The sequence below is a fragment of the Rheinheimera metallidurans genome (genome assembly GCF_036983985.1).
GTDB classification, from domain to species: domain Bacteria; phylum Pseudomonadota; class Gammaproteobacteria; order Enterobacterales; family Alteromonadaceae; genus Alishewanella; species Alishewanella metallidurans.
In genome coordinates, this window is the sequence record NZ_JALAHQ010000003.1 from 554,308 (window position 1) to 579,769 (window position 25,462).

General features: G+C 44.2%; 21 protein-coding genes and 3 tRNA genes. 9 read left to right on the forward strand and 15 right to left on the reverse strand.

Annotation, left to right across the window (positions count from 1 at the left end):
• Window positions 1–2: 2 nt before the first annotated feature.
• From MN199_RS11635 to MN199_RS11660, 6 genes are all read right to left on the reverse strand, one after another.
• Window positions 3–77, reverse strand: a tRNA-Gln gene (locus MN199_RS11635).
• 29 nt (window positions 78–106) lie between these two features.
• Window positions 107–191 (reverse strand) — tRNA-Leu (locus MN199_RS11640).
• A 22-nt stretch (window positions 192–213) separates the two neighbouring features.
• Window positions 214–290 (reverse strand) — tRNA-Met (locus MN199_RS11645).
• A gap of 184 nt (window positions 291–474) precedes the next feature.
• A complete protein-coding gene (gene ychF, locus MN199_RS11650; RefSeq protein ID WP_132584664.1) occupies window positions 475–1,566 on the reverse strand; it encodes a redox-regulated ATPase YchF in 1,092 nt (363 codons plus the stop codon).
• Window positions 1,567–1,609: 43 nt separating this feature from the next.
• Window positions 1,610–2,212, reverse strand: coding sequence for an aminoacyl-tRNA hydrolase (gene pth / locus MN199_RS11655; protein ID WP_335739520.1), 603 nt, complete (start codon window positions 2,210–2,212; stop codon window positions 1,610–1,612).
• Window positions 2,212–2,820: a 50S ribosomal protein L25/general stress protein Ctc gene (locus tag MN199_RS11660; protein ID WP_132584660.1), complete on the reverse strand. Its 609-nt coding sequence runs from the start codon at window positions 2,818–2,820 to the stop codon at window positions 2,212–2,214. The genes pth and MN199_RS11660 overlap by 1 nt, the downstream gene beginning before the upstream one ends.
• Window positions 2,821–3,158: 338 nt before the next feature.
• Between MN199_RS11660 and MN199_RS11665 the strand changes: the two genes are divergently transcribed.
• Complete coding sequence (locus tag MN199_RS11665) at window positions 3,159–3,350, forward strand: CsbD family protein (protein WP_132584658.1); 192 nt, start codon at window positions 3,159–3,161, stop codon at window positions 3,348–3,350.
• Window positions 3,351–3,420: 70 nt separating this feature from the next.
• Here the strand turns inward: MN199_RS11665 and MN199_RS11670 are convergent, their stop codons facing one another.
• The 4 genes from MN199_RS11670 to lolB all read right to left on the reverse strand — a co-directional run bounded on the left by MN199_RS11670 (window position 3,421) and on the right by lolB (window position 6,902).
• A complete protein-coding gene (locus tag MN199_RS11670) occupies window positions 3,421–4,149 on the reverse strand; it encodes a PEP-CTERM sorting domain-containing protein (RefSeq protein ID WP_335739521.1) in 729 nt (242 codons plus the stop codon).
• 216 nt (window positions 4,150–4,365) lie between these two features.
• Window positions 4,366–5,301, reverse strand: a complete 936-nt coding sequence (locus tag MN199_RS11675) for a ribose-phosphate pyrophosphokinase (protein WP_243695605.1) — start codon at window positions 5,299–5,301, stop codon at window positions 4,366–4,368.
• A gap of 78 nt (window positions 5,302–5,379) precedes the next feature.
• Window positions 5,380–6,225, reverse strand: coding sequence for a 4-(cytidine 5'-diphospho)-2-C-methyl-D-erythritol kinase (ispE, locus tag MN199_RS11680; protein ID WP_335739522.1), 846 nt, complete (start codon window positions 6,223–6,225; stop codon window positions 5,380–5,382).
• Window positions 6,222–6,902 carry a lipoprotein insertase outer membrane protein LolB gene (lolB, locus tag MN199_RS11685; RefSeq protein ID WP_335739523.1) on the reverse strand — a complete coding sequence of 227 codons (681 nt, stop codon included), beginning with the start codon at window positions 6,900–6,902 and terminating at the stop codon, window positions 6,222–6,224. Before lolB ends, ispE begins: the two co-directional genes overlap by 4 nt.
• Before the next feature lie 4 nt (window positions 6,903–6,906).
• Here lolB and hemA point away from each other — a divergent pair, with 4 nt between their 5' ends.
• The 6 genes from hemA (at window position 6,907) to kdsA (ending at window position 13,095) form a co-directional block, all read left to right on the forward strand.
• A complete protein-coding gene (gene hemA, locus MN199_RS11690; protein ID WP_335739524.1) occupies window positions 6,907–8,157 on the forward strand; it encodes a glutamyl-tRNA reductase in 1,251 nt (416 codons plus the stop codon).
• Between the two features lie 18 nt (window positions 8,158–8,175).
• On the forward strand, window positions 8,176–9,267 hold the full coding sequence (gene prfA, locus MN199_RS11695) for a peptide chain release factor 1 (protein ID WP_335739525.1): 1,092 nt from the start codon (window positions 8,176–8,178) through the stop codon (window positions 9,265–9,267).
• Entirely contained in the window at window positions 9,267–10,121 is an 855-nt protein-coding gene (gene prmC / locus MN199_RS11700) for a peptide chain release factor N(5)-glutamine methyltransferase (RefSeq protein ID WP_335739526.1), read from the forward strand. Before prfA ends, prmC begins: the two co-directional genes overlap by 1 nt.
• A gap of 94 nt (window positions 10,122–10,215) precedes the next feature.
• A complete protein-coding gene (locus MN199_RS11705) occupies window positions 10,216–11,775 on the forward strand; it encodes a response regulator (protein WP_132584646.1) in 1,560 nt (519 codons plus the stop codon).
• Window positions 11,776–11,822: 47 nt separating this feature from the next.
• Entirely contained in the window at window positions 11,823–12,203 is a 381-nt protein-coding gene (locus MN199_RS11710) for a SirB2 family protein (RefSeq protein WP_132584644.1), read from the forward strand.
• A gap of 43 nt (window positions 12,204–12,246) precedes the next feature.
• On the forward strand, window positions 12,247–13,095 hold the full coding sequence (kdsA, locus tag MN199_RS11715; RefSeq protein WP_335739527.1) for a 3-deoxy-8-phosphooctulonate synthase: 849 nt from the start codon (window positions 12,247–12,249) through the stop codon (window positions 13,093–13,095).
• 19 nt (window positions 13,096–13,114) lie between these two features.
• Here kdsA and MN199_RS11720 read toward each other — a convergent pair whose 3' ends face one another.
• On the reverse strand, window positions 13,115–13,807 hold the full coding sequence (locus MN199_RS11720) for a tRNA-uridine aminocarboxypropyltransferase (RefSeq protein WP_132584640.1): 693 nt from the start codon (window positions 13,805–13,807) through the stop codon (window positions 13,115–13,117).
• Between the two features lie 116 nt (window positions 13,808–13,923).
• Between MN199_RS11720 and MN199_RS11725 the strand changes: the two genes are divergently transcribed.
• Window positions 13,924–14,826, forward strand: coding sequence for a pseudouridine synthase (locus tag MN199_RS11725; RefSeq protein ID WP_335739528.1), 903 nt, complete (start codon window positions 13,924–13,926; stop codon window positions 14,824–14,826).
• Here the strand turns inward: MN199_RS11725 and MN199_RS11730 are convergent.
• From MN199_RS11730 to gltB, 4 genes are all read right to left on the reverse strand, one after another.
• Window positions 14,823–15,275, reverse strand: a complete 453-nt coding sequence (locus MN199_RS11730; RefSeq protein ID WP_132584636.1) for a YaiI/YqxD family protein — start codon at window positions 15,273–15,275, stop codon at window positions 14,823–14,825. The two genes, MN199_RS11725 and MN199_RS11730, sit on opposite strands and share 4 nt — an antisense overlap.
• Before the next feature lie 2 nt (window positions 15,276–15,277).
• Window positions 15,278–17,017, reverse strand: a complete 1,740-nt coding sequence (gene aceK / locus MN199_RS11735) for a bifunctional isocitrate dehydrogenase kinase/phosphatase (RefSeq protein WP_335739529.1) — start codon at window positions 17,015–17,017, stop codon at window positions 15,278–15,280.
• An 87-nt stretch (window positions 17,018–17,104) separates the two neighbouring features.
• The gene (locus tag MN199_RS11740) at window positions 17,105–18,517 is read right to left on the reverse strand and encodes an FAD-dependent oxidoreductase (RefSeq protein ID WP_335739530.1); all 1,413 of its coding nucleotides are present in this window, start codon (window positions 18,515–18,517) and stop codon (window positions 17,105–17,107) included.
• Window positions 18,518–18,526: 9 nt separating this feature from the next.
• The gene (gene gltB / locus MN199_RS11745; RefSeq protein ID WP_335739531.1) at window positions 18,527–22,987 is read right to left on the reverse strand and encodes a glutamate synthase large subunit; all 4,461 of its coding nucleotides are present in this window, start codon (window positions 22,985–22,987) and stop codon (window positions 18,527–18,529) included.
• Between the two features lie 617 nt (window positions 22,988–23,604).
• On the opposite strand from gltB, the gene MN199_RS11750 reads away from it, so the two are divergent.
• Window positions 23,605–25,455, forward strand: a complete 1,851-nt coding sequence (locus MN199_RS11750; protein ID WP_335739532.1) for a cyanophycinase — start codon at window positions 23,605–23,607, stop codon at window positions 25,453–25,455.
• The last annotated feature ends 7 nt before the right edge of the window (window positions 25,456–25,462 follow it).

The following is a 25,462-nucleotide window of genomic DNA, read 5'->3' on the forward strand; positions in this document are numbered from 1 at the left end:
AATGGCAGGGGCGGCTGGATTCGAACCAACGCATGACGGGATCAAAACCCGCTGCCTTACCGCTTGGCTACGCCCCTACTAAAACTTGTGTGCAACCACTTAAGAGTGGTGCGGAAGGAGAGACTCGAACTCTCACGCCTCGCGGCGCTGGAACCTAAATCCAGTGCGTCTACCAATTTCGCCACTTCCGCATGCAAGGTAAGGTTAGTTAAGTGGTGGCTACAGCGGGAATCGAACCTGCGACCCCAGCATTATGAGTGCTGTGCTCTAACCAGCTGAGCTATGTAGCCACTAACTACTTGACCTAAGCAAGTGGCGCGTATTATCCAGAACTGACCCCATAGCGTCAACCGTTTTTTTGCATTAAAAAACTAACTTTGGTTCGTTTGCCGCTTTTATATGCAAAATGCTGGTTTAGCAGACAATAAAAAAGCCGTTATTAGTAAATAACGGCTTTTTTGGCAGAGCAATAATTTAAACGTTAAAGCGGAAATGCATTACGTCGCCATCTTTTACAATATAATCTTTACCTTCTAAGCGCCACTTACCTGCTTCTTTGGCACCGGCTTCACCGTTGTACTGCACAAAGTCATCATAACCAACGACTTCTGCACGAATAAAACCTTTTTCAAAGTCGGTATGAATAACGCCAGCAGCTTGTGGTGCCGTAGCACCAATAGCCACAGTCCAAGCCCGCACTTCTTTCACGCCAGCGGTAAAATAGGTATGTAAACTTAATAATGAGTAACCACCGCGGATAACGCGGTTTAAACCTGGCTCTTCTAAGCCCATGTCGGCCATAAACTCGGCACGCTCATCGTCATCTAATTCCGCAATTTCTGACTCAATAGCCGCGCATACCGGCACAACAATAGCGCCTTCTTTGTCTGCAATAGCCTGCACAATATCTAAATAAGGGTTATTTTCAAAACCATCTTCGGCTACGTTAGCGATATACATCGTAGGCTTGATGGTTAGGAAGTTCATATAGGCAATTAACGCCAGTTCATCTTTGTCTAATTCAAGCTGACGTAAGGTTTCGCCTTTTTCTAAATGCGCTTTTACTTTCTCTAATACCAAGGTTTCAGCTTTAGCGTCTTTATCACCGCCTTTGGCTTTTTTACTCACGCGAAAAATAGCGCGTTCAGCACTGTCCATATCAGACAATACCAGTTCCATATTGATGGTATCTATATCGTCAGCTGGATCAATTTTATTGGCAACGTGAATAATATTATCGTCATCAAAACAACGTACTACATGGCCAATAGCATCAGTTTCGCGAATGTTAGCTAAAAACTTATTACCTAAACCTTCACCACGAGATGCGCCTTTAACTAAACCCGCAATATCAACAAACTCCATGGTTGTTGGTAGTACGCGTTGTGGTTTAACTATTTCAGCTAATTTATCTAAACGCAGATCTGGCACCGGCACCACACCGGTATTAGGTTCAATAGTACAGAACGGGAAGTTTGCAGCTTCAATGCCGGCCTTAGTTAAGGCATTAAACAGGGTAGATTTGCCTACGTTAGGTAAGCCGACGATGCCACATTTGAAACCCATAATTAGTATCCTTTACGTGCTGTAAATAACTGCGCCGAGCTATTTAGCTGGCTTTGAAACTGTGTAGTCGGTTTTGTGCTTTGATTAAGCCATCTTTAGCTAAGATATCAAAGCAAGATACCGCCTCTACAATAGTTTGTTCAATCAATTGTTGTTCACTGGCAGGGGCTTTGCCCAAAACATAGCCGGTAACTTTATCTTTATGACCAGGATGACCAATACCTAAACGCAAGCGATAAAAATTTTGATTATTACCTAGTCGAGAAATAATATCGCGTAAGCCGTTATGGCCTGCGTGTCCGCCGCCTAGTTTAAATTTAGCTATACCTGGGTCTAACGCCATTTCGTCATGGGCAACCAAAACTTGCTCAGGTGTCAGCTTATAAAACTGTGCCATTGCCAACACGGCTTTGCCGCTTAGATTCATAAAGGTTGAGGGAATAAGTAATTTGAATTCTTGTCCGGCACAAATGAACTTGCCGGTATAACCAAAAAATTTTGGTTCGTTTTTCAGGCTAGCATTAAAGGTATGGGCCAGCTGTTGAACAAACCAGACGCCGGCATTGTGCCGAGTCTGGCTGTATTCAGGGCCAGGATTACCTAGCCCTACAATCAACTGCACTGTTGACTGAGTTTTGTCAGACATTACTCAGCAGTTTCAGCATCTTCTTCAGCAACAGCTTTACCACCTGGCTTGTTCACAGAAACAACAGCAAGGTCATGACCTTCGCCTTTTGCTAACTGTGTAAAAGTAACACCTTTAGGTGCTTTTAAGTCAGATAAGTGAACAGTAGTACCAATAGCTATTTCGCTTACATCAACTTCGATAGCATCTGGTAAATCTTTAGGTAAGCAAGAAATTTCGATTTCGTTAGCGGCACGAACAACTACACCACCTTTCTTCACTGCTAAATCTTCATTGATTAAATGAACAGGAATAATCGATTTTAATTCATGGCCAGCTTCAACGCGTTGAAAGTCAACGTGCATGATTTTCGGCTTGAATGGGTGACGCTGCATAGCTTTAACAATAGCTTTAACACTTTCTTTGCCCACTTTAATGGTCAAAATGTGCGTGTAGAAAGCTTCGTCGCTTTGCGCTTTTAACAGCTTAGAGTGCTCTAAAGTGATAGAAACTGGTGCTTTGCTGCCACCGTAGATGATAGCTGGAACTTTGTCTTCGTGACGTAGGCGGCGGCTCGCACCTTTCCCCGCGTCAGTACGGACTTCTGCATTTAAGGTTAAATCAGACATGGTGTACTCCAAAAATTAGTGTGTCCCAAGACTTGCGACCAGTCTCAGGTTGAGTGCCCTATTTCAAGGGCGCAACATATTACCACCAGCCTAACATTGCTGCAAATGAAATAGCCGCCGACGTTAATAGCTCGTCGGAACTTATTGCAAAGTTGTAGGTAATATTTACTCTCGGTGTAGGTTGAATAGCTGAATGTTGCGGATGAATTATATTTATCTTGTTGATTGTATTTAACTTTTATTGATTGGTATAGGTCTTGCTGCTTATAGGTTGACCTGCAATGCTGGGATTTAATTTAGCATTGTATTTTCTAACTATTCTGAATTGGAGATATTTTATGAATAGCGATATTGCAGAAGGTAAGTGGAAACAAATGACGGGCTCTATTAAAGAAAAGTGGGGCAAACTAACCGACGACGACTTGCAAGAAGTAAGTGGCAGAGCTGAGAAGTTCTGCGGAAAAATGCAAGAGCGTTACGGTATGTCACGCGAGCAAGCAGAACAAGAGTTTAACCGCTTTAAAGGCTAGTTGTGCTTGGCAAAAAGCCCTCAGTTGAGGGCTTTTTTAATTTACAAAATAATTACTATCTAAATAGCCATTATTTTTGTTGTTTACGACGGCGTAAACCTAGGCCGAGTAAACCTAAACTGATTAAGGCAAAAGAAGCCGGAGCTGGCACCGTTTCTGGTGGCAAGCTACCAATGTCGACTAAACCATATTTAATTTGGCCGCCTATAACGAGATATTCACCTGAGCCATTACCCCAGAATTGTACTTTAGAGAACGATGCTGAGTCGTCAAACGCTGCAACAAAGATTTCGAATACGTCATAACCATTGGCACCTGGGAACATACCGTCGCTTTCTTGACCGGCTGATGCAACTAAGATCGGCGCGCCGTCATCAAACGAGATGTATAAGTCAGTCGTTGGACCAAAGCAACAGGTCGCCCAGTCGCCAACTTCAAAGCCAAAAGAGTTGATGGCCTCGTCAAACAAAAAGGTTACACCGCTAACAATAGTACCCGTAGAGCCATTACCATTATAATCTGGGCTAATATCAATAGTCTGTCCTGACATGCTGCCGTAACTGTTACCATAAATATAACCACCATTATTACGGGTGACGGTATAGCCAGGGCGTACTAAGGTAGTGCCGCTTGATATTGAAGTCCAAACGTCAGTGTACAGATCACCACCGGCTGCTTGCACAGTGTTATCAAACGATGCGCTGCCTGACGGGATGCTGTCAAACACGGTAATAATAGTCGCGTTAACGCTTGTGGTTAACAGTAAGCCAGCAGCTGCGGCTAATATTGCTAATTTCATAACTGAACTTTCCTTTTCATAGTTGTTTTTAACTGCAACGAAATAGCAAATGTCATGCCAAGCATGTAAGGCCTTTGTAAACAACTAGTTAGCTTGTATGTAATGCTGAAGAGGTGGGATGTTGTAATAAATGTTGACGGTGTGTGTTTTTTGTTTTTATTAGGTTTTTTAAATGCAAAAAGCGCCGTAAGGCGCCTTTTTGAAAATCAGTGTAATTTAATCAAACATCGATGAAATAGACTCTTCGTTGCTAATACGACGAATACACTCCGCCAGCATTTCGCTTAGCGTTAACTGGCGTACTTTGGGTATGGCTTTCATTTCTGCAGTTAACGGAATGGTGTCAGTAACAATGAGCTCATCGATTACGGAGTTCATAATGTTCTGCGCTGCATTACCTGAAAATACCGGGTGTGTAGCATAAGCAAATACGCGTTTTGCGCCTTGCTCTTTTAATGCTTCAGCCGCTTTACATAAGGTGCCGCCGGTATCGATCATGTCATCAACAATAATGCAATCGCGGTCTCTAACATCACCAATTATATGCATAACTTGGGCAATATTAGCTTTAGGACGGCGCTTATCAATGATGGCTAAATCAGCGTCGTTTAATAACTTAGCAATAGCACGGGCGCGCACTACACCGCCAATATCCGGTGATACTACTACAGGTGAAACAAAGCTTTTTTTGCGCATGTCATCTAATAATACTGGGCTGGCAAATACGTTATCAACCGGCACATCAAAGAAACCTTGAATTTGTTCTGCATGAAGGTCAACCGTTAATACACGGTCAACACCAACGCTAGATAAAAAATCAGCAACGACTTTGGCGGTAATAGGCACACGGGCAGAACGTACTCGACGGTCTTGACGGGCATAACCAAAATACGGCATTACGGCGGTAATACGGCCAGCTGAAGCGCGGCGAAGGGCGTCAACCATAACGATTAATTCCATTAGGTTGTCATTGGTTGGTGCGCAGGTAGATTGAATAATAAATACATCAGAACCACGTACATTTTCATTAATTTGTACGCTAACTTCGCCATCACTGAAACGGCCGACTTCGGCATCTCCAAGTTTAATGTACAAACGGCTGGCTATTTTACTTGCGAGTTCTGGTATTGCGTTACCAGCGAAAACCTTCATGTCAGGCACGGTGTGATCCTCAGGGCAGTGTTGAGTCCGGTTTATTCATAAACAGCAATATATTACTGCTGCAGTTACTTATTCGGTATCTGCCAACGCAGCCCACACAGGCGACTGGTTGACGCCCTTGGCAATAAAACCGCGGCATGAGGGCGGTAATTGCTTAAGGGCATGTTGAGCACTGGTCTGGTCCGGGAATGCGGCGAACACACTAGCGCCAGTACCCGTCATTTGACACGTTGCGTATTCTACCAACCACTGTAAGGTTATTGCAACAATCGGATACAGACGTTCGACCAAGGGTTGGCAGTCATTATGCCAGTTAGTCGTTAACACCTGCTGATAATTTATTTTTGTTGTATCTCTTATTAAATCAGGGTGTTGGAATATTTCTTGTGTGCTTATATGGCAGTCTGGTGTAACAATTAAGTAGGTTTTTTGCTCTAGTTCTATTGGCCGTAACTTTTCACCAACACCTTCGGCAAAAGCAGTATAACCCCTAACAAACAAGGGGATATCGGCACCTAAGCTAAGACCCAGCTCGGCTAAGGTATCTATTGATAAATTAAGTTGCCATAATTTATTTAGCCCCAACAGAGTAGTCGCAGCGTCAGACGAGCCGCCACCTAAACCACCACCCATCGGCAATTGCTTATCTAAATAAATATCACAGCCTTGTAAGCAGTTGCTGTGGGCTTGAAGTAAACGTGCGGCCCGTAATACTAAATTCTGTTCGTTCACTAAGTCGGGGTTATTACAGGCTAAGTGAATTTGCTTGTCGTCACGTAAACGAAAACTAAGTGTATCGCCGGTATCCAGTAGCTGAAATAGCGTTTGTAAATTGTGATAACCGTCAGGCCGTCGGCCAGTAATATGTAAAAATAAATTTAATTTCGCTACGGCTGGTAAAATCAGTGTTGTCATTGCCAGTTCCTGATCACAATTTTAATTTGGTTATCGCTGCTGGTTAATATCAAACGTTTGGGCAGTGATAGGCTATCAGGAAAAAAACTCTGGTATTCTAACTGCCAGACAATGCCTGTGCTGTCAGTTAACGAGAATGAGGTTGTTCGGCCAAATTGGTCTTTGGTAATATTCGTGCTGTTGTTACCTGGTAAACCTCGCAGCCACAGCGGCATATCATATAACGGCATCGACCAACCAGATAGTTGTAGTAGCAGACTACTGGTATCAACGGCGTGATAGGTTTCGCCTTTTAATTGAATTTCACTACCCGTTTCGCTTTGACTGAGTTCAAATAGGCTGATGCCTAAAAAATTACTTAACCTCGCCTGAAAGTGACGATTATTATATTGTTGCCAACGCAAGTTAGCGCTTGTTGAATCGGTTGGCGTTTTTATGCCAACGCTGGCTTGTAGTGTAAACTGCTGCATAGCCATGAGCTGTTGCTCGCGCAGGTTAGTATTAAGTGGCCGTTCGCTTGGCGTTTGCTGTGATAATATACTGCAAGCGCTTAACCAAATAACAAAGAAATGAACAAACATTAAGCGTAAAATGGAATAGACCACACTAAAGTCCTTTACTGTGCTTTTCTTAGTTAGGGCTTTTTCGTACAATTCGCCCCTGATAATTTTGATCATACAGGTGATAGCCATTTTCGCACTAGGCATTAATCATAAAACGGCACCGGTTGCCCTGCGCGAACAAGTTGCGTTCTCGCCTGAACAGTTGCCTGAAGCCCTGCGCGAACTGACAACGTTAACCAGTATCTCAGATGCCGTTATCTTATCTACTTGTAATCGTACCGAGTTGTATTTTAGCGGTAGTACTGCGCAAGCGGAACAAGTAATTGCTTGGTTGGCGCAATTTCATAATGTTAATGGCAACGAGCTGCAACCTCACCTGTATTTGCATCAAGACAATGCCGCCGCCGAGCATTTAATGCAAGTGGCAGCCGGCCTTGATTCATTAGTACTGGGCGAGCCGCAAATTTTTGGTCAAGTTAAGCAAGCTTATAGCCAAGCGCGTAATGCAGGCACAGTTAACCCGCTGTTTGAGCGTTTATTTCAAAAAACCTTTGCGGTAGCAAAACAAGTCCGCACCGATACTGAAATTGGTGCCAATGCGGTTTCTGTCGCCTTTGCTGCGGTCAGTTTAGCTAAGCAAATATTTGGTAACCTAAGCAAAGTGCGCGTGCTGCTAATTGGCGCCGGTGAAACCATTGAGCTAGTTGCCAAACACTTGCAAGAGCAAGGTGCCGGTAGCTTAGTGGTGGCCAATCGCACTTATGAGCGGGCGGTGCTGTTAGCACAGCAGTTTAATGCTGCAGCTATTACCTTAGCTCAGGTGCCCTTTCAGCTGGCTGAAGCCGATATTGTTATTAGTTCAACCGCCAGCACCTTGCCGATAGTGGGCAAGGGTATGGTAGAGCAGGCATTAAAGCAGCGTAAGCATAAGCCGATGTTTTTAGTCGATTTAGCCGTACCACGCGATATTGAACAGCAGGTTGCAGAGTTAGAAGATGCTTATTTATATACGGTAGATGATTTGCAATCTATTGTTGAACAAAATATGAGTAATCGCCAGCAAGCGGCGGAGCAAGCCCGTTCAATAATAACGGTAGGCGTCGCTGAATTTTCTCAATGGTTAACGTTACAAGGCAGTGTCGATTGGGTACGCGATTATCGTCAGCGCTGTGAACAGGTGCGGGCAGAACTGCTAGCTAAAGCGTTAAACCAGTTATCAGCAGGGCAAGATGCAGAAAAAGTACTAACCGAATTGTCGACCAAACTAAGTAATCGGTTAATACACAGCCCAACTAAAGCCATCCGGCAGTTATGTCAGGATGATGAACTAAGTAAACCAACCATGATCGACACTTTGTTAGATCTGTAATTGAGCACATAAAACACCATGAAAGAATCGGTATACAGCAAGCTCGAAGGATTATCTGAACGTTACGAAGAGGTGCAGGCGTTATTAAGTGACTCTGGCGTAATTAGTGATCAAAATCGATTTCGTGAACTGTCCAAAGAATACAGTCAACTAGAAGATATTAGTAAGTCATTCGCCGACTATCAGCAAGCAGAGAGAGATTTAAAATCTGCTGAAGACATGCAAAAAGACACTGATCCTGAAATGCGTGAAATGGCGCAAGAAGAGTACAAAGCTGCTAAAGAGCGCATTGAACAACTGGATCAAGAACTACAAATTTTGTTATTGCCAAAAGATCCCAATGACAATAACAGCTGCTTTTTAGAAATTCGCGCCGGTGCCGGTGGTGATGAAGCTGCTATTTTTGCTGGCGACGTGTTTCGTATGTATAGCCGTTTCGCCGAAAAAAATCGCTGGAAGCTAGAAGTAGTTAGCGCTAACGAGGGTGAACACGGCGGCTATAAAGAAATTATTGCCAGCGTACAAGGCGAAGGCGCTTACGGTACATTAAAGTTTGAATCAGGTGGGCATCGGGTACAGCGCGTGCCGGCTACTGAATCTCAAGGCAGAGTGCACACTTCAGCTTGTACTGTGGCGATTATGCCAGAAATACCAGAAAACGAAGCGATAGAAATTAACCCCGCCGATTTAAAAGTGGATACCTATCGTGCCTCTGGTGCCGGTGGTCAGCACGTTAACCGAACCGATTCAGCCATTCGTATTACTCACTTACCAACCGGTATCGTTGTTGAATGTCAGGACGAACGGTCGCAACATAAAAACCGTGCTCGGGCCATGAGTGTCTTGCAGTCCCGTATTCAAGCGGCTGAAGATGAAAAACGCCGTTTGGTTGAAGAGTCAACCCGTCGCTCATTAGTTGGTAGTGGCGATCGCTCTGAGCGTATTCGTACTTATAACTTCCCACAAGGCCGGTTAACTGATCACCGAATTAACCTGACTATTTACCGCTTAAATGACGTAATGGAAGGGGATTTAGATCAGGTACTCGAGCCGTTAAAACATGAGCACCAAGCGGACTTATTAGCTGCACTGGCAGACGAAAACCGCTAGTGTCAGCAACGCCACAACAACCATTAGCATTAGCGCAATGGCTTAGGCAACAGCAACACGCCCTAAGCCATGTTAGCCCAACGCCTGACATTGAAGCACGGTTATGCCTTTGTCACGTGCTGGGCGTAACCAATAGCTATTTATATAGCCATCCAGAACAAATGCTAACTGCGGCACAAAGTGCACAGCTAAATGCGCTGCTTGATAAGCGCTTATTGGGAGAGCCGCTGGCCTATATATTGGGCTACTGGCACTTCTATGATCTGCGCTTAGAGGTTGCAGCTGCAACGTTAATTCCACGGCCTGATACCGAAATTTTAGTTGAACAAGCGCTAGCTCTTGGCTTACCAGAGCAGGCATGCGTGCTCGATTTGGGAACTGGTACGGGTGCCATTGCGTTAGCGTTGGCACATAATCGGCCCCAATGGCAGCTTACCGCTGTCGACTATGTTGCAGCAGCTGTTACGTTAGCCAAGCGTAATAAAAAAGCGCTTAACATTAATAATTGCACTGTTATGCAAAGTGACTGGTTTAGTGATCTTGGCAACCAACAGTTTGATTTAATTGTTAGTAACCCACCTTATATTGAACCGCAAGATCCGCATTTAATCGCGTTGAAGTTTGAGCCATTAACCGCACTAATATCTGCAGATAACGGTATGGCTGATATTACAAAAATTGTTGCTCAAGCTAGCCGCTATCTTAATAGCGGTGGCTGGTTATGGTTAGAACATGGCTATGATCAAGCCTTGGCGGTGCAAGCATTATTCGTGCAAGCGGGCTTTCAGCAAGTTGAATCAAAACGAGACTATGGCGATAACTGGCGAATTACCGGTGGCAAAAAAGCTGATTAATTTCAGCTTTTTAGCAGTTTTCTTTGACCAAATTGTCGAACCAGCATATAACTTAACTATTACCTTAAAGCCCAACATGTATTAAGGAAAATAGATGAGTGATGATTTTTTATTTGCTGACGAGTCTGATTACGTTGAACCTCTGGTGCATGGTAGCTGGAAAATTCTGATTGTTGATGATGAACCAGAGGTGCATGCCGTTACTAAGCTCGCGTTAAATGATTTTATCTTTCAAGGTAAAAATCTTGAGTTTTATAGTGCTTATTCTGGCGCAGAAGCAAAAACCTTAATCCAACAACACCCCGATGCCGCTGTTATCCTACTAGATGTAGTAATGGAAACCGATGATGCCGGTTTACTGGTCGCCAGTTATATTCGCGAACAACTGCGTAACGAGCGGGTAAGAATTATTTTACGCACTGGACAACCTGGCCAAGCCCCCGAACGCCAAGTGATCATTAACTACGATATTAACGATTATAAATCTAAAACTGAGTTAACCGCACAGAAACTCTTTACCGTTATTATGTCTAGTTTACGCTCGTACCGCGATATTTTATCACTCGAGCAAAGTCGGCAGGGGTTAGAAAAAATTATTACCGCCTCAACCGACTTATTTACTGCGCATTCAATGGAGCAGTTTATTGATGGTGTGTTGCAGCAACTTACTTCAATATTAGGCTGTGATGAAAACGCGTTATTGGTTAGCTCATCATTAGTTGCCGGTAATATTGCCGGCGATGCGGCCGATCCGCGTAAACTTATCGTGTTTGCTGGGCAAGGCGAGTTTGAAAGTAAAGAAGGTCAACCGGTACAAGACGTATTAGCGCCAGAGTTGATGGAGGCCTTTGATAAGGCCTTACATTCAAAAGGTATTGTCTACCGTGATAACTATTTAGTTGCTTATTGCACCAGTAAGTTTACCCACGGCTCGCTGCTTTATATCTCGGGCTTGCCCGGTGTTGTTGGCGAAAACCAAAAGCGATTAATCGAGCTATTTTCACAAAACGTGCAAATAGCTTATGAAAATGTGCAGTTGCAGCACGAAATTGAAGATACACAACACGAAATTGTTTACCGTTTAAGCGAAGCGGTTGAGCATCGCTCAACTGAAACCGGGAATCATGTTAAACGGGTATCCTATATCTGTTATGATCTGGCCAAAGCCTATGGCTTAGCGGAAGACGAGGCTGAAAAACTGATGTTTGCCGCTCCGTTACATGATGTCGGTAAAGTGGGTATACCAGACCATATTTTAAATAAGCCGGCTAAGTTACAGGCTGACGAGTGGGAAGTAATGAAATCCCATGCCAATATCGGCTACGATATTTTAAAAGGGTCAAAACGCAGTATTATTCAGGCTGGCGCCATTATTGCGCGCGACCACCATGAAAAATGGGATGGTAGCGGGTACCCAGCGGGTAAAAAAGGCACAGATATTCATTTGTATGGCCGTATTGTGGCCTTAGCCGACGTTTACGATGCACTGCGGCATCGGCGTTGTTATAAAACCGCATGGCCATTAGCGCAAGTGTTAGCACTTATTGACTCAGAATCCGGTAAGCAATTTGAACCGAAACTGGTTGAAATATTTAAGCAACGAGTCGATAAGCTTGAGGCAATATTGCAAAAATACCCTGATACACAAAAGTAGTTTATTGCCAGCCTATGCTGGCTATTTTTATAATAAGGATAAAGTTGATGTACATGGCATTTAAACATTTTCATTTACTGATTGTAGCGATTAGTGTCAGTTTTTTATTATTACGTTTTGTTTTAAATTTAAAGCCCGCGGCTATTTTACAAACTAAGTTTTTTAAAATAGCCCCGCACGTTATAGATACAATTTTATTGTTAAGTGCCGTAATGTTGATGGTAACCCTGCAGCAGTATCCGTTTGTTACGCCTTGGTTAACAGAAAAGCTGCTAGCAGTATTAGCCTATATTGCCTTAGGTGTTATGGCGTTTAAAGGCCGAACTAAAGCTATTCGCTGGTTATGTTTTTTTGGCGCCTTAGGCTGGTTAGCCTTAGCTATACGAGTAGCAATAACCAAGCAGCCGGTATTTTTATCTGCTCTGTAATGAGATAATAAGTTAAACGCTTGCAACGGATTAGAGATAAGTTATGACTGTACAAAGTATTCAAGTTGGCGCTATTAATGTGGGTAACCATTTACCCTTTGTGTTGTTTGGTGGCATGAATGTGCTTGAATCCCGCGATCTGGCAATGCGCATTGCTGAACACTATGTTGAAGTAACCACTAAGCTGGGTATTCCTTATATTTTTAAGGCCTCTTTTGATAAGGCTAATCGCTCTTCTGTGCACTCTTATCGTGGCCCAGGTTTAGATGAAGGCTTAAAGATTTTTGAAGAAATAAAACGCACCTTTAATGTACCGCTAATTACTGACGTGCATGAGCCATATCAAGCCGCGCCAGTAGCTGAGGTAGTTGATGTTATTCAATTACCGGCGTTTTTAGCCCGGCAAACCGATTTAGTGGTGGCGATGGCAAAAACCGGTGCGGTAATTAACGTTAAAAAACCACAGTTTTTAGCAGCACATGAAATGCGCCATATTATTACTAAATTTAAAGAAGCGGGTAATGATAAGGTTATTTTGTGTGAGCGCGGTAGCAGCTTTGGCTATAACAATTTAGTGGTAGACATGCTGGGCATGGACGAAATGAAAAACTATGCGCCGGTGATCTTTGATGCGACTCACGCGCTACAAAAACCCGGTGGCCGTGAAAGCTCAGCTGATGGGCGTCGCGCCCAAGTGGCTCAGTTGTCACGCTCAGGCATGGCGCTGGGCTTAGCCGGTTTGTTTCTTGAAGCGCACCCAGAGCCAAACTTAGCAAAATGCGATGGCCCTTGTGCACTACCGCTGGCTAAGCTAGAACAGTATTTAATGCAAATGAAAGCCGTAGACGATTTAGTAAAGAGCTTTGCACCGTTAGATACGGCGGCAAACTAGGCTTTAGGTTTTGGCTAAACTAATCTTCTATTAAATTAAGGTGCGGCTTACCGACAATATAAGCGCGCCTAAACTCATTAAAGTACTGCTGTAATGCCGCTGCGGCGGCATTATCTTCAGCTAATGTTAATATTGCTATTGCCACTTCTGCGGTACACAACTGATGCAAGTGCGCGGCCTCGCGTAACTGATAAGTTGAGGCCTGCTCAGGCTGAATGCCTAACACCGGTAACTTAGCCAAATAGGCACTTTTAAACATCTTTTTCGCCTCGCGCCAGGTGCCATCAAGCATAACAAATAGCGGTGTTTTTCCGTCTCTAATGCTGTCTAATTCAAGCGGCGAGTTTATACAGCGCTCAGCGTCTGCATATTGCTGTGGAAATACCACAATTGGTGCATAGCGGCTATCGTTTAACAGCGCCAACATTGCGGCATTGGGGCAGGTTCTGTCCCAAACAAAGGCATGGTTGTCAGGTATAACATCGGCAATAATGCGGCCGGTATTGCTGGGTTTATAGCATTCGCCGGTGTACATAATAAAACAAAAGGCACTGTCACTTTTTACCTGTGGCTTGGCGGCACAAATGCAGTCGGTTAATGGTAATAAACATAATTCACAGCGTTTAACCTTACTACCACGAGCGTTAAATACGCGAGTGGCTTTGGCCAGCTGCTCTGAGCGTAAAGCTAAAACCGAATTAACGTGTAACATGCAATCTCCAAGCGCTGGCGCAACTGCAGCTACAACTAAGCTACCGCCTTTTATGGGCGGCTATTGTAACGACTTTTATGCTACACTGCGCGGCAATTTTATGATGGAAACCTACTGTGTCTATAGCGACAAACGCCTCAGAAATTACCCTGCCCGCGGTAAATAACGGTTGGCATAGCGTACTGCAGTTTCTGTGTAGCCAGTTTCCTTATATACCAGAGGCAGTTTGGCGAGCGCGCATAAACAGCGGCAAGGTGCATTGGTTTAATGGCGAGGCCATTACTGAGCACACGCCTTTTACGCCTAGCAAACGGTTATGTTACTACCGAGAAGTAATTACCGAACCGGTTATTCCGTTTGCGCATCATATTCTGTATCAAGATCAGCATATTTTAATTGTCGATAAACCGCACTTTTTGCCCGTTACCCCAGGTGGCGACTATGTTAATGAGTGCTTGCTTGCCAGGTTGCAACAGCAGTTGGGCTTAGCTGATCTGGTACCAGCGCATCGTTTAGACCGCGAAACCGCAGGCTTAGTCTTATTTTCGCTTAACATGGAAAGCCGAGCGGCTTACTGCCAGCTATTTAGTAACGGCCAAATATATAAGCAGTATCAGGCTACAGCCGCGCTAACTACACTAGCGCAACAAGCAGAGTTGCCGCTTAACTGGCATATTGAAAATCGTATTGAAAAAAGCCAACCGCGCTTTATTAATGCGATAGTACCAGGCAAGGTAAATGCGGTATCTGATATAGAGCTAATGGTTAAAAAGGGCGAGCTAGGTTTATTTCAACTTAACCCGCACACCGGTAAAACCCATCAATTACGTTTGCATATGCAAAGCCTTGGCATGCCCATTTTGTATGATAAATATTACCCAGTGCTGCAGCCTAAAACCGAATTGCAATTTGACCAGCCACTGCAGCTATTGGCAAAAACACTGAGTTTTATTGACCCAATATCAAATGCAAAGCAAAGCTTTAGCAGTAAGCAAGTGCTTACCTCTTGGTGTAGCTAGCCGGGCTTGTGTTGTTGCAGTAATTTATCTAATTGATTAGCAAAAGCTTGCCGATCGCTTTGGTTTAATGGCGGTGGCCCGCCGGTGTGTATGCCGCTGCCGCGCAGGGTGTCCATAAAGTCGCGCATGGTTAATTTTTGTTTAATGGTCTCAGTGCTGTATAGCTCGCCGCGCGGGTTTAACGCATGGCCACCTTTGGCGAGTACATCAGCGGCTAGTGGAATATCGGCGGTAATAACTAAGTCACCTACCTCACAGCGGCGAACAATTTCGTTATCGGCCTCATCAAAGCCATGTGATACTTGTAGCGCAGAAATAAAGCGCGAAGGTGGCACTTTAATAAGCTGATTAGCCACTAAAATGGTTTGAATTTGTTTGCGCTCGGCGGCACGAAACATAATGTCTTTAATTACGACAGGGCAAGCATCCGCATCGACGTAAATTTTCATAGTTAACCTTGTGTTTCGTTGTAATGATGATAAAAGCGGATCTTGTCGGGATAAGGAAAAATGTCTTCTACCACACCGCTGCGAATATTGTGTTGTTTTTCGCGCCAATAAGCCGCGTCTAATAGCTCTGGGTGCTTGCTAAACAGCAACTGTTTAATTTGTGGTTGTGGCGTCACAAAGGTGGCCATTTGCTCTGGAAATACATCACCCGGTGCCGCGCAAATAATGCCTTCGGCAAATAGTGCATCTTCATAGTTATCGGTTTTGGGAAAGCGTCTGAAGTTTACATCTAGCATATATTGTACTTCGTCGTAGTCATAAAATACCACGCGCTTATGCCGCGTTACGCCAAAGTTTTTTAATAGCATGTCACCGGGAAATATATTGGCGCCTATCATCTCTTTAATCGCTTTGCCGTAGTCGTCCATAATGTGGGTTTTTTCTTCTAAAGATGCCTGTTCTAGGTATAAGTTAAGCGGGATCATCCGCCGCTCTATGTATAGGTGTTTAATAATAACTAAGTCGTCTTCTATGCACATTGATTCGGCAATAGTCTGCTGTAGTTCCGCTAATAGCTCTGGCGAAAAACGGTTTTTCGGTAGGGCGACATAAGAGTATTCCAGGGTGTCGGCCATACGGCCAACCCGGTCATGTTTTTTCACTAACAAATAACGGGCTTTTACCGTTTCGCGACCAAATTCTTTACTGGGTGCAAACTTGTCGCGAATAACCTTAAATACATACGGAAATGAGGGCAGGGTAAACACCATCATTACCATGCCGCGCACGCCAGGTGCAGCCAAAAACTGATCATTACTGCTATGTAAATGGCTAAGCAGCTCACGATAGAACTCAGTTTTACCTTGTTTATGTAAACCGATAGAAGCGTAAAGCTCGGCTAAGGTTTTATGTGGTAGCAGCTCGCGTAAAAAATGCACTAATGCTGATGGCACCTGTGTTGCTACCATAAAGTACGCGCGTGAAAAACCAAATATAATGGTCATCTGCTTAGCATCGGTTACTAAGGTATCAATAAATAAGCCTGCACCTTCGCGGTGTAGTACCGGGATAATAAAGGGTTGTTGGCCATTAGGTGTTACGGCACGGCCAACAATATAAGCGGCTTTATTGCGATAAAACACCGATTTTAAAATATCAAAACGAATTTGATATACCGGCTGCTCGCCATGTGCTGACTGCGTAACAAAGCTTTTCACTATTAAGCGGATATCTCGGTCAAGGTTAATAAAGGGCGTAATAAAACCAAAGCTAGCAACGATATTGCGCAGCGTTTGTTTTAAGCCATCTTGTGATGGGAAATAACTGTCGTATACCGATGCTATCGGTGCCGGTAAATGTTGCTTGCTGAGGGTGGACTCAACAAAAATGTTTTGATTATGAAAGTACTTGCGTTCAAACAGCTGACAAAAAACCGAGTTATAAAAGGTTTCAGCTAATTCCGCTTGCGGATGAAAGGCTAAAAACTCGATGTAATGCTGCTTAACTTGCTGCCATAGCGTTTCATTTAAACATTGTGAGGGTAATGCTGTAGCAAGCTGAGCAATGGCTTCAATAACGCGTTGATCGTAAAACGAGATCCGCTCGGAACTGTCTTGCTGAAATGCGCGCCAGTCGGCCAGCTCAAACCGCTGTTTAGCTTTAGCGGTTATGGCTTGAAATAAATTAAAATGCCGACGAAAGCCTTTAAGAATAATTTCAGCTATTTGTTTTGCTTGGCTCATTCCGTCTAGACATCCTGTGTGTTTCTACTCGTTAACAGACTGCAGCTATAGTAGAGTTTTAGCTTCGGTAAAACCTAATTATTTTGGTTAAACCTGTAAGTAATCTAAGATCCCCTCTGCGGCTTTACGTCCTTGGGCAATAGCAGTAACCACTAAATCAGAACCTAATACCATGTCCCCACCAGCGAAAATTTTCTGCTGGTTGGTTTGCATCGCATAGGTGCTTTTTTCGTTAGCGATAACGCAGCCTTTGCTATCTAGCTCAACACCTAAATCAATTAACCACTGCGGTGGGCTAGGCGCAAAGCCAAACGCAATAATTACTGCATCAGCAGCGAGTATTTGTTCTGAACCAGTCACTGGTTGTGGGCTGCGTCTACCTTTACTATCTGCTTTACCCAATGCGGTGGTTATTACTTTTACGCCGCATACTTGGCCGTGGTCATTAAGCTCTATGCCTAAGGGTTGTAAATTAAATAAAAACGTTACGCCTTCTTCGCGGGCATTTTGTACTTCTTTACGTGAACCTGGCATATTGGCTTCGTCACGCCGATAAGCACAACTAACTTGTTTTGCCCCTTGCCGAATGGCGGTGCGCACACAGTCCATTGCGGTATCACCGCCACCGAGCACGACGACGGTTTTGTTAGCTAAATTAATATAGTCATGCCCAGTTTGCCAACCCATTAGCTGGTTAATATTGCCAATTAAAAATGGTAAAGCTTCATATACGCCGTTGGCTTGCTCATTGATCAGGGCGCCTCGCATTGGTGTATAGGTGCCCAAAGCTAAAAATACCGCATCGTATTCAGCTAGTAAACTATCGAAGTTTACATCAATACCAACGTGGGTATTTAAGCGAAACTCTATGCCCATTTCGCTAAAAATACTGCGGCGTAATGTTAGTACTTGTTTTTCTAACTTAAATGGCGGTATACCAAAAGTAAGTAAGCCGCCTATTTCTGGATAGCGGTCAAATACCACGGGCGTTACGCCATTGCGAATTAACACGTCGGCACAGGCTAAGCCGGCAGGGCCCGCACCAATTACCGCAACGCGGTGCTGCGTTTTAATTACGGCAGATAAATCTGGTCGCCAGCCCATTTCAAAGGCCTTGTCGGTAATGTATTTTTCGATACTGCCTATAGTTACAGCGCCAAAACCTTCATCTAGGGTACAAGCACCTTCGCATAGGCGATCTTGTGGGCAAACTCTGCCACATACCTCTGGTAAGCTATTGGTTTTATGTGCTAGTTCGGCGGCTTCAATAATCTTGCCTTCGTTAGCCAGCTTTAGCCATTGAGGAATATAATTGTGTACTGGGCATTTCCATTCGCAATATGGGTTACCACAATCTAGGCAGCGATCGGCTTGGCCTGCTACCTGAGTGCTGGTCATGGGTTGGTAAATTTCGACGAACTCAATAGTGCGTTCGCTGTGTGAGCGTTTTGGCGGATCAATCCGTTTTACGTCGATAAACTGGTATACATTTTGTGCCATTACGCCTCCCTACATTGCTTGTACGCGCAGCTCAGCGGATGAGCGCGCGCGGTGTCCTAGCAAGGTATTTACATCGCTAGTTTTAGGTTTTATCAGCTTAAATTGACTTAAATAGTGGTTAAAGTCGTTTAAGATTTTGCGCGCTTTCTCGCTATTTGTTTGCTCTACATGTTGGTGCAGTAAGCTGCGTAAGTGCTCTTGTAATATCGGCATGCTTACGTCTAGCGCTTCAACTAATTCAGGGTTTAAACGCAGTGCTAAATCTTGCTGTTCATCTAATAAATAGGCAAAACCACCTGTCATGCCTGCGCCAAAATTAACACCGGTCCCGCCAAGTACTACTACTACACCGCCGGTCATGTACTCGCAGCAGTTATCGCCAGTGCCTTCAACTACCGCTAAAGCGCCAGAATTACGCACGGCAAAACGTTCGCCTACTTGTCCAGCTGCGTATAAACGGCCACCGGTAGCGCCGTATAAGCAGGTGTTGCCGGCAATGGTAAAGCCGTTTTTGGCAAATGGGCTGCCCTTATCTGGATAAATAGCAAGTTGGCCGCCGGTCATACCTTTACCCACGTAGTCGTTGGCATCGCCTTGCAACGACATATGCAAACCGCCGGCATTCCATACCCCAAAGCTTTGGCCTGCTGTGCCGGTAAAATGTACTCGAATAGGATCGGTTGCCATGCCTTGATTTCCGTGTTGGCGGGCAATAAAGCCAGAGAGAGTTGCGCCTACCGAGCGGTCAGTATTGCGAATGCTGAGGTTAAGTGTGCCACCGGTTTTATGCAGTACCATTTGTTGGCAATGCGCTAGTAGCTGCTGATTTAACGCGCCTTGGTCAAATGGCGCGTTGTTTTGCACACAGTACAAAGGCTTATCAGATTGCACCGCGCTGGCTTGCAGTATTGGTGTAAGATTAAGTTTTGCCTGCTTTGGTGTTTGGCTGGCTTTAATCCGGAGTAAATCGGTACGGCCAATTAGTTGGGTAAGCTCAGTTACGCCCAGTTCTGCCATTAAGTTACGCACGTCAAACGCTAAAAATTTAAAGTAGTTCATCACCATTTCGGGCAAGCCATTGAAATGGTCACGACGCAACGTTTCATCTTGAGTCGCTACGCCGGTAGCACAGTTGTTTAAATGACAAATACGCAAGAATTTACAGCCCAGCGCGACCATTGGGCCAGTGCCAAAGCCAAAACTTTCAGCACCTAAAATGGCTGCTTTGACTACGTCTAACCCCGTTTTTAGACCACCATCAACTTGTAAGCGCACTCGATGGCGCAAGCCGTTTTCGACTAAGGCTTGATGCACTTCAGCTAAGCCCAGCTCCCATGGGCTTCCCGCATATTTTACCGACGACAGAGGGCTGGCGCCGGTGCCGCCATCGTAACCGGATACCGTGATTAAGTCGGCATACGCCTTAGCCACACCCGCGGCTATGGTGCCAATGCCAGGTTCAGACACCAGTTTTACCGAAATAAGTGCCTGCGGGTTAACCTGTTTTAAATCGAAAATAAGCTGAGCTAAATCTTCAATAGAATAAATATCGTGGTGTGGCGGTGGTGAAATAAGTGTGACACCTAGTACTGAATAGCGTAAACGGGCTATTTCAGCAGTCACTTTTTCACCGGGTAATTGGCCGCCTTCACCCGGTTTTGCTCCTTGTGCCACCTTAATTTGTATTACCTCTGCATTAACTAAGTAATGCGGAGTTACCCCAAAACGGCCTGAGGCGACTTGCTTTATTTTAGAGTTTTTTTCGGTGCCAAACCGGCGCGGATCTTCACCACCCTCACCAGAATTAGAACGGCCCCCTAAACGATTCATGGCAATAGCAAGCGCCTCATGTGCTTCAGGGCTTAATGCGCCAATAGACATTGCAGCGCTATCAAAGCGAGCATAAAGCTGTTGCTCAGTTTCTACTTGCTCCAGAGGTACTGAGGTTTTGCTGTGAAGCTTAAATAGGTCTCGCAAATGCGTGATCGGTCGCTCGTTTACCGTTTTACTGTATTCTAAATAGTGTTCATAGTTACCCGAACGCACGGCTTTTTGTAGTGTTTGCACTACATCGGGGTTATAGGCATGGTACTCACCGTCGTGTACATATTTTAGTAAACCGCCATGGTTTAATGGCTTGCGCTTTAACCAAGCTATATTGGCTAGTTGTTGGCTGTCTTGCTGAAAATCAGTAAAATCTGCGCCTTCAATCCGAGAGGGAATATCGGTAAAGCACAGCTGCATTACCGTTTTGGCTATACCTACAGCCTCAAATAAATTAGAGCAACGATAGCTAGCAACCGTCGAAATGCCCATCTTCGACATGATTTTGTATAAACCTTTATTTATACCTTTGCGGTAATTTAGTACGGCTTGCCGGGCGGTTAAGTTAATCACGTTTTTTTCTACTAATTGTTCTACTGTTTCATAAGCCATAAACGGATAAATGCCGGTGGCGCCCAAACCAATTAACACGGCAAAATGGTGCGGGTCGCGGGCTGATGCGGTTTCAATAATAATATTTGAATCGCAGCGTAGTTGAGCAGCAACTAGCGCATGTTGTACCGCACCTACTGCCATAGCTGCCGGAATAGGTAATAAATGCGGCTTAATTTGCCGGTCTGTTAGAATAACTAGCACCACATTGTTATGGCGCACTGCGTCAATGACATCGGCACATAACTGTTGTATCGCTTGTTGTAACTGTTGCTGCGCTGGGTCGAAATTTAGCGAAAAAATGTGATGTTTGTAGTGTATGGCATCAGCCTGCTTTAACTGCTTAAGATCGGAATACATCATCACTGGCGATTCAAACTGAATGCGGCGTGCATACCCTGCAGTTTCTTTAAACACATTATGTTCATGGCCAATACTTGTGGCTAACGACATCACGTGCGCTTCACGCAATGGGTCAATTGGCGGATTGGTTACTTGGGCAAACTGTTGGCGAAAATAATCGTATAACGTGCGCGGCTTACGCGAAAGTACGGCCATTGGCGTGTCGTCGCCCATGGAACCAACGGCTTCTTGGCCATCTTTGGCAAGCACAGTAATGATTTGATCTATTTCTTCATAACTGTAGTTAAACAGTTTGTGATACACCAGCATGTCATCGTCAGTAAAAACACGTTTACCAATTAGGTCGGTTTCATAGTGCTCGTAAGGTATTAAACGTTGTACGTTACTATCTAACCAATCGCGATAGGGATGCCTTGCCATTAAATTATGATCAATTTGTTCTGAGCGCCAAATTTTGCCTGTAGTCGTATCTACCGCTAGCATTTCGCCTGGGCCAACGCGGCCTTTTTCTACTACTTCATCCGGCGAGTAATCCCAAATGCCGACTTCAGAAGCAAGGGTAATTAACTTGTCGCGAGTAATAACAAAGCGGGCCGGGCGCAAACCGTTGCGGTCGAGATTACACGCAACATGCTGGCCATTGGTCATAACAATACCGGCTGGGCCGTCCCAGGGTTCCATGTGCATGGCGTTAAATTCGTAAAACGCTTTTAAATTATCATCCATTACGCGGTTAGCTTGCCAAGCTGGAGGCATTAATAAACGCATCGCACGAAATAAGTCCATCCCGCCGGCTAAGAGCAGCTCTAGCATGTTATCTAGTGAACTTGAGTCAGAGCCCGTTTGACTAACAAAGGGCGCGGCATCTTGTAAGTCAGGTAGCAACGGCGAGGCAAATTTATATTGGCGCGCGCGTGCCCATTGCCGATTACCGGTAATAGTATTAATTTCGCCATTATGTGCCAAAAAGCGAAATGGCTGTGCTAACTGCCAGCGTGGCATAGTGTTGGTAGAAAATCGCTGGTGAAACACGCAAATAGCGGTTTCCATTCGAATGTCGGCTAAATCGAGAAAATAACGTGGTAAATCGGCTGGCATCATTAAGCCTTTAAATACCGTTACCAGTGATGAGAAGCTGGGAATATAAAAGTCGCTATCGTCAGACAATTGTTTTTCAATACGCCGCCGCGCCATAAATAATCGGCGCTCTAAATCGTGATCTGTCCAACCATGTGGCGCATTTACAATAATCTGCTGCATGTTAGGCATAGAGCTAAGCGCTAGAGGGCCAAGCACCGTGCTGTCTATTGGCAAGCTACGCCATGCGACCAAGCTTAGGGTTTCACTGACAACTTCTTGTTCAATAATGTTTTTTGCTAGTGCGGCTTTTACTGGGTCTTGGCTAAAAAAAATCATGCCAACACCGTATTTTTCGGCAAGATGCCAGCCTTGCTCTTGAGCAATAGCGCGAAAAAAACTGTCGGGCTTTTGCATTAATAAACCGCAGCCATCGCCAGTTTTTCCATCGGCAGAGATACCACCACGGTGCTGCATGCGATCAAGGCCGCTAATTGCCGTTCTTACTATGCGGTGGCTTACGGCGCCTTCTAAGTGTGCAATTAAACCAAAACCACAATTTTCTCGTGCTTGGTTGTGTTGGTACAACGCCATAAAGTATCCCTCTTGAAACTTCTAGTATAAATATGCAGTTAAAATGGTTTTTTATTCGTTATGGCGATTTTGCTTTGGGTTGAAATAAAATAACGAAATATTATTTTTCAAGCCGATTGCACAGTATAGAAATACTAAATACTTTTAGCCGTCTAAACGTAAGTAATCTATGTTTATCTGCATTTAAATGATAAGTCAAGCATAGTAGCCAACAGATGTTAGTACTTTTTTATGAAGCTTAAATTATTAAAAAATGAAAATTAATTACATGAATTGACAATATTCTTGCTATTTATACCTAGTTTATCGCGATGAGAATTGATGGTTTTTAATTCAATTCTATCTCTATGTTTTTTCTGTATTTGTATTTTTATGCACTTTTGCTGTTGTCGCCGTGCGTAAATGAGTAGATAACTTAGCGTGTGGGAATAATTAGAATTTAAACAGTGGATATAACCGCGTAAACCTGCGGTTAAAATGAATAAAATATAGCTTATCGGCTAGGTATAATTGGCAAATAAGTCAATACAGGATAATCTATGCACAGTTAAATTTATGCTTGCTATCTTGTTTATTGGTAGTAAAGCGCATTAGCGCTAAATATAAGAAAGAAAACAATGAAAATACTTGGCTTGTATATATCTGCAGCTCTACTTGCTTGCACCGCGTCTGCAGCAAATGTAAAAGACACGAAAAAATCTCCTGACTACACTATGGTTTTAGTTGGCGGAGGACTGAATGTTTGCAGCTCTATGCATCCACGTAATTGTGCTGAGGCTGATACTTTTACTACAGCAGCTAAATCTGCAGATATGTTTGCGGTATTGCCAGAGCAGCTAACTAGTATTGCTAATAATGCAATCTGGGGTGAAGAGCGGGTGATTGAACAGCAACAAACATTGGCGGTGCTTGAATTTGTGCGCAGCAAAGTAAATGGTGATCGTTTAACTGAACGTGATTTACTAAGGCTGTGGCGTTCAGCCGAAATTGAAATAGACGGTATCTGGGTGTCAGGTCGAGTTAACTATAGTGCTTTAACCGATCGTGAGCGCAATTTTGTTCTCGACCAACTGCAGGTGATATCAACTGTTGAAAATAGTTCGCGGCGCAACAGTGCTAATGCACGACAAAAAGAATATGCAAATTTAGCAAAAACCAAAGATGCGTTTACCGTCGAAATTTACCATAAAATTATTGAACTGGCACAGCAAGTTGCGGGTACACAGCGTAAACCGCGCATTCTAGTGATTACTGCAGCAGAGCGAGATCCCTTTGCCTCGGTAGATTTTTATACTAATTTATTTGAAGAAGCGGGGGCCGAAGTGAGCTGGTTTCCGTTAAATGCGGCATATCAGGCCGCACAGCATATCGAAGTTGACAACAAAGCCAGTTGTGATCAATTACCGCAATACTTAGCGGCTTATCATGGTACATATCAGCGCAGTCGAGTTTACCCAGATTTAGCAAAAGAATTAGAGGCTTTCTGCAAAAAAGGTAGCCAAGCTGCAGTAGAACAAATTCGTCGTTCTGACGCGATTTTTATTAGCGATGGTGATCAAAGTTTAGCATTACAAGCGTTTCGTCAACCCGATGGCACAGCGACCACTGAACTAAAACAAATTGAAGCTATGTTGGCTGGCGGCAATATTATTGTTGCAACAAGCAATGCTGGTACTGCACTGATGGCTGGGGGCAGGTATCAGGGCCATAGAACACCAATGATAACTAACGGCGATAGCTATAATGCGATGCAGTTTGGGGCTTTTGACTTGGCGGCGCCACAAAGTGGTTGTGATAAAGATCAAAGCTGTGCCAATGGTTTATCGGAGAACCACCTTACTTACTCCGCTGAGGGTGGCTTAGGTTTGTTTCCTTGGGGCGTGCTTGATACGCAATTTTCTGAGCGCAGCCGTCAAGGGCGATTAATTAGGTTACAAAATGATAGCCAAACCCGTTTTGGCTTTGGTATTGATGAAACAACTGCACTATTAGTGTCGCTTGGTCAGAGCGATACTGCAGCAGAAGTAACAATGGAAGTAATAGGTGCTGGCGGTGTTTATATTGTCGATAACGAGAAAACGCTTAGCTCTGGCGAAGGCGCGGCAATTAACCTTAGTAAGATTAATACCCATTACTTAACTCGCGACGATAAGCTGGAAATAAAAGATGGGATTTTACGTACCCGTTTTGCTGAGTGGAAGTTTGCACCTAATAATAACCAAACACCGTTACTGTACTCTGGCGACCTGTTTGAACGCGATAACTACCGGCAGCTAGCTAATCTGCTTTGCGTCACGCAAAGCCAACAGGCAACAGCAAAGACGGTACGTGTTGGCCAGGGCTATACCGCACGTTTATATAAAGACTCGTCGTCATATGCTCGCCAAGGTGCATTTCGTCTAAATGGTACTGAGCTGCAATATTGCTCATACCGCAACATGATATTGGATATACAACCTGCGAACTAAAAATTTA

Excerpts from the sequence above, each read along its gene's own strand:
- ychF (WP_132584664.1), bottom strand. The coding sequence starts at position 1,566 with ATGGGTTTCAAATGTGGCATCGTCGGCTTACCTAACGTAGGCAAATCT.
- pth (WP_335739520.1), bottom strand. The coding sequence starts at position 2,212 with ATGTCTGACAAAACTCAGTCAACAGTGCAGTTGATTGTAGGGCTAGGT.
- MN199_RS11660 (WP_132584660.1), bottom strand. The coding sequence starts at position 2,820 with ATGTCTGATTTAACCTTAAATGCAGAAGTCCGTACTGACGCGGGGAAA.
- MN199_RS11665 (WP_132584658.1), top strand. The coding sequence starts at position 3,159 with ATGAATAGCGATATTGCAGAAGGTAAGTGGAAACAAATGACGGGCTCT.
- MN199_RS11670 (WP_335739521.1), bottom strand. The coding sequence starts at position 4,149 with ATGAAATTAGCAATATTAGCCGCAGCTGCTGGCTTACTGTTAACCACA.
- MN199_RS11675 (WP_243695605.1), bottom strand. The coding sequence starts at position 5,301 with ATGAAGGTTTTCGCTGGTAACGCAATACCAGAACTCGCAAGTAAAATA.
- ispE (WP_335739522.1), bottom strand. The coding sequence starts at position 6,225 with ATGACAACACTGATTTTACCAGCCGTAGCGAAATTAAATTTATTTTTA.
- lolB (WP_335739523.1), bottom strand. The coding sequence starts at position 6,902 with ATGATCAAAATTATCAGGGGCGAATTGTACGAAAAAGCCCTAACTAAG.
- prfA (WP_335739525.1), top strand. The coding sequence starts at position 8,176 with ATGAAAGAATCGGTATACAGCAAGCTCGAAGGATTATCTGAACGTTAC.
- MN199_RS11705 (WP_132584646.1), top strand. The coding sequence starts at position 10,216 with ATGAGTGATGATTTTTTATTTGCTGACGAGTCTGATTACGTTGAACCT.
- MN199_RS11710 (WP_132584644.1), top strand. The coding sequence starts at position 11,823 with ATGTACATGGCATTTAAACATTTTCATTTACTGATTGTAGCGATTAGT.
- kdsA (WP_335739527.1), top strand. The coding sequence starts at position 12,247 with ATGACTGTACAAAGTATTCAAGTTGGCGCTATTAATGTGGGTAACCAT.
- MN199_RS11720 (WP_132584640.1), bottom strand. The coding sequence starts at position 13,807 with ATGTTACACGTTAATTCGGTTTTAGCTTTACGCTCAGAGCAGCTGGCC.
- MN199_RS11730 (WP_132584636.1), bottom strand. The coding sequence starts at position 15,275 with ATGAAAATTTACGTCGATGCGGATGCTTGCCCTGTCGTAATTAAAGAC.
- aceK (WP_335739529.1), bottom strand. The coding sequence starts at position 17,017 with ATGAGCCAAGCAAAACAAATAGCTGAAATTATTCTTAAAGGCTTTCGT.
- MN199_RS11740 (WP_335739530.1), bottom strand. The coding sequence starts at position 18,517 with ATGGCACAAAATGTATACCAGTTTATCGACGTAAAACGGATTGATCCG.
- gltB (WP_335739531.1), bottom strand. The coding sequence starts at position 22,987 with ATGGCGTTGTACCAACACAACCAAGCACGAGAAAATTGTGGTTTTGGT.
- MN199_RS11750 (WP_335739532.1), top strand. The coding sequence starts at position 23,605 with ATGAAAATACTTGGCTTGTATATATCTGCAGCTCTACTTGCTTGCACC.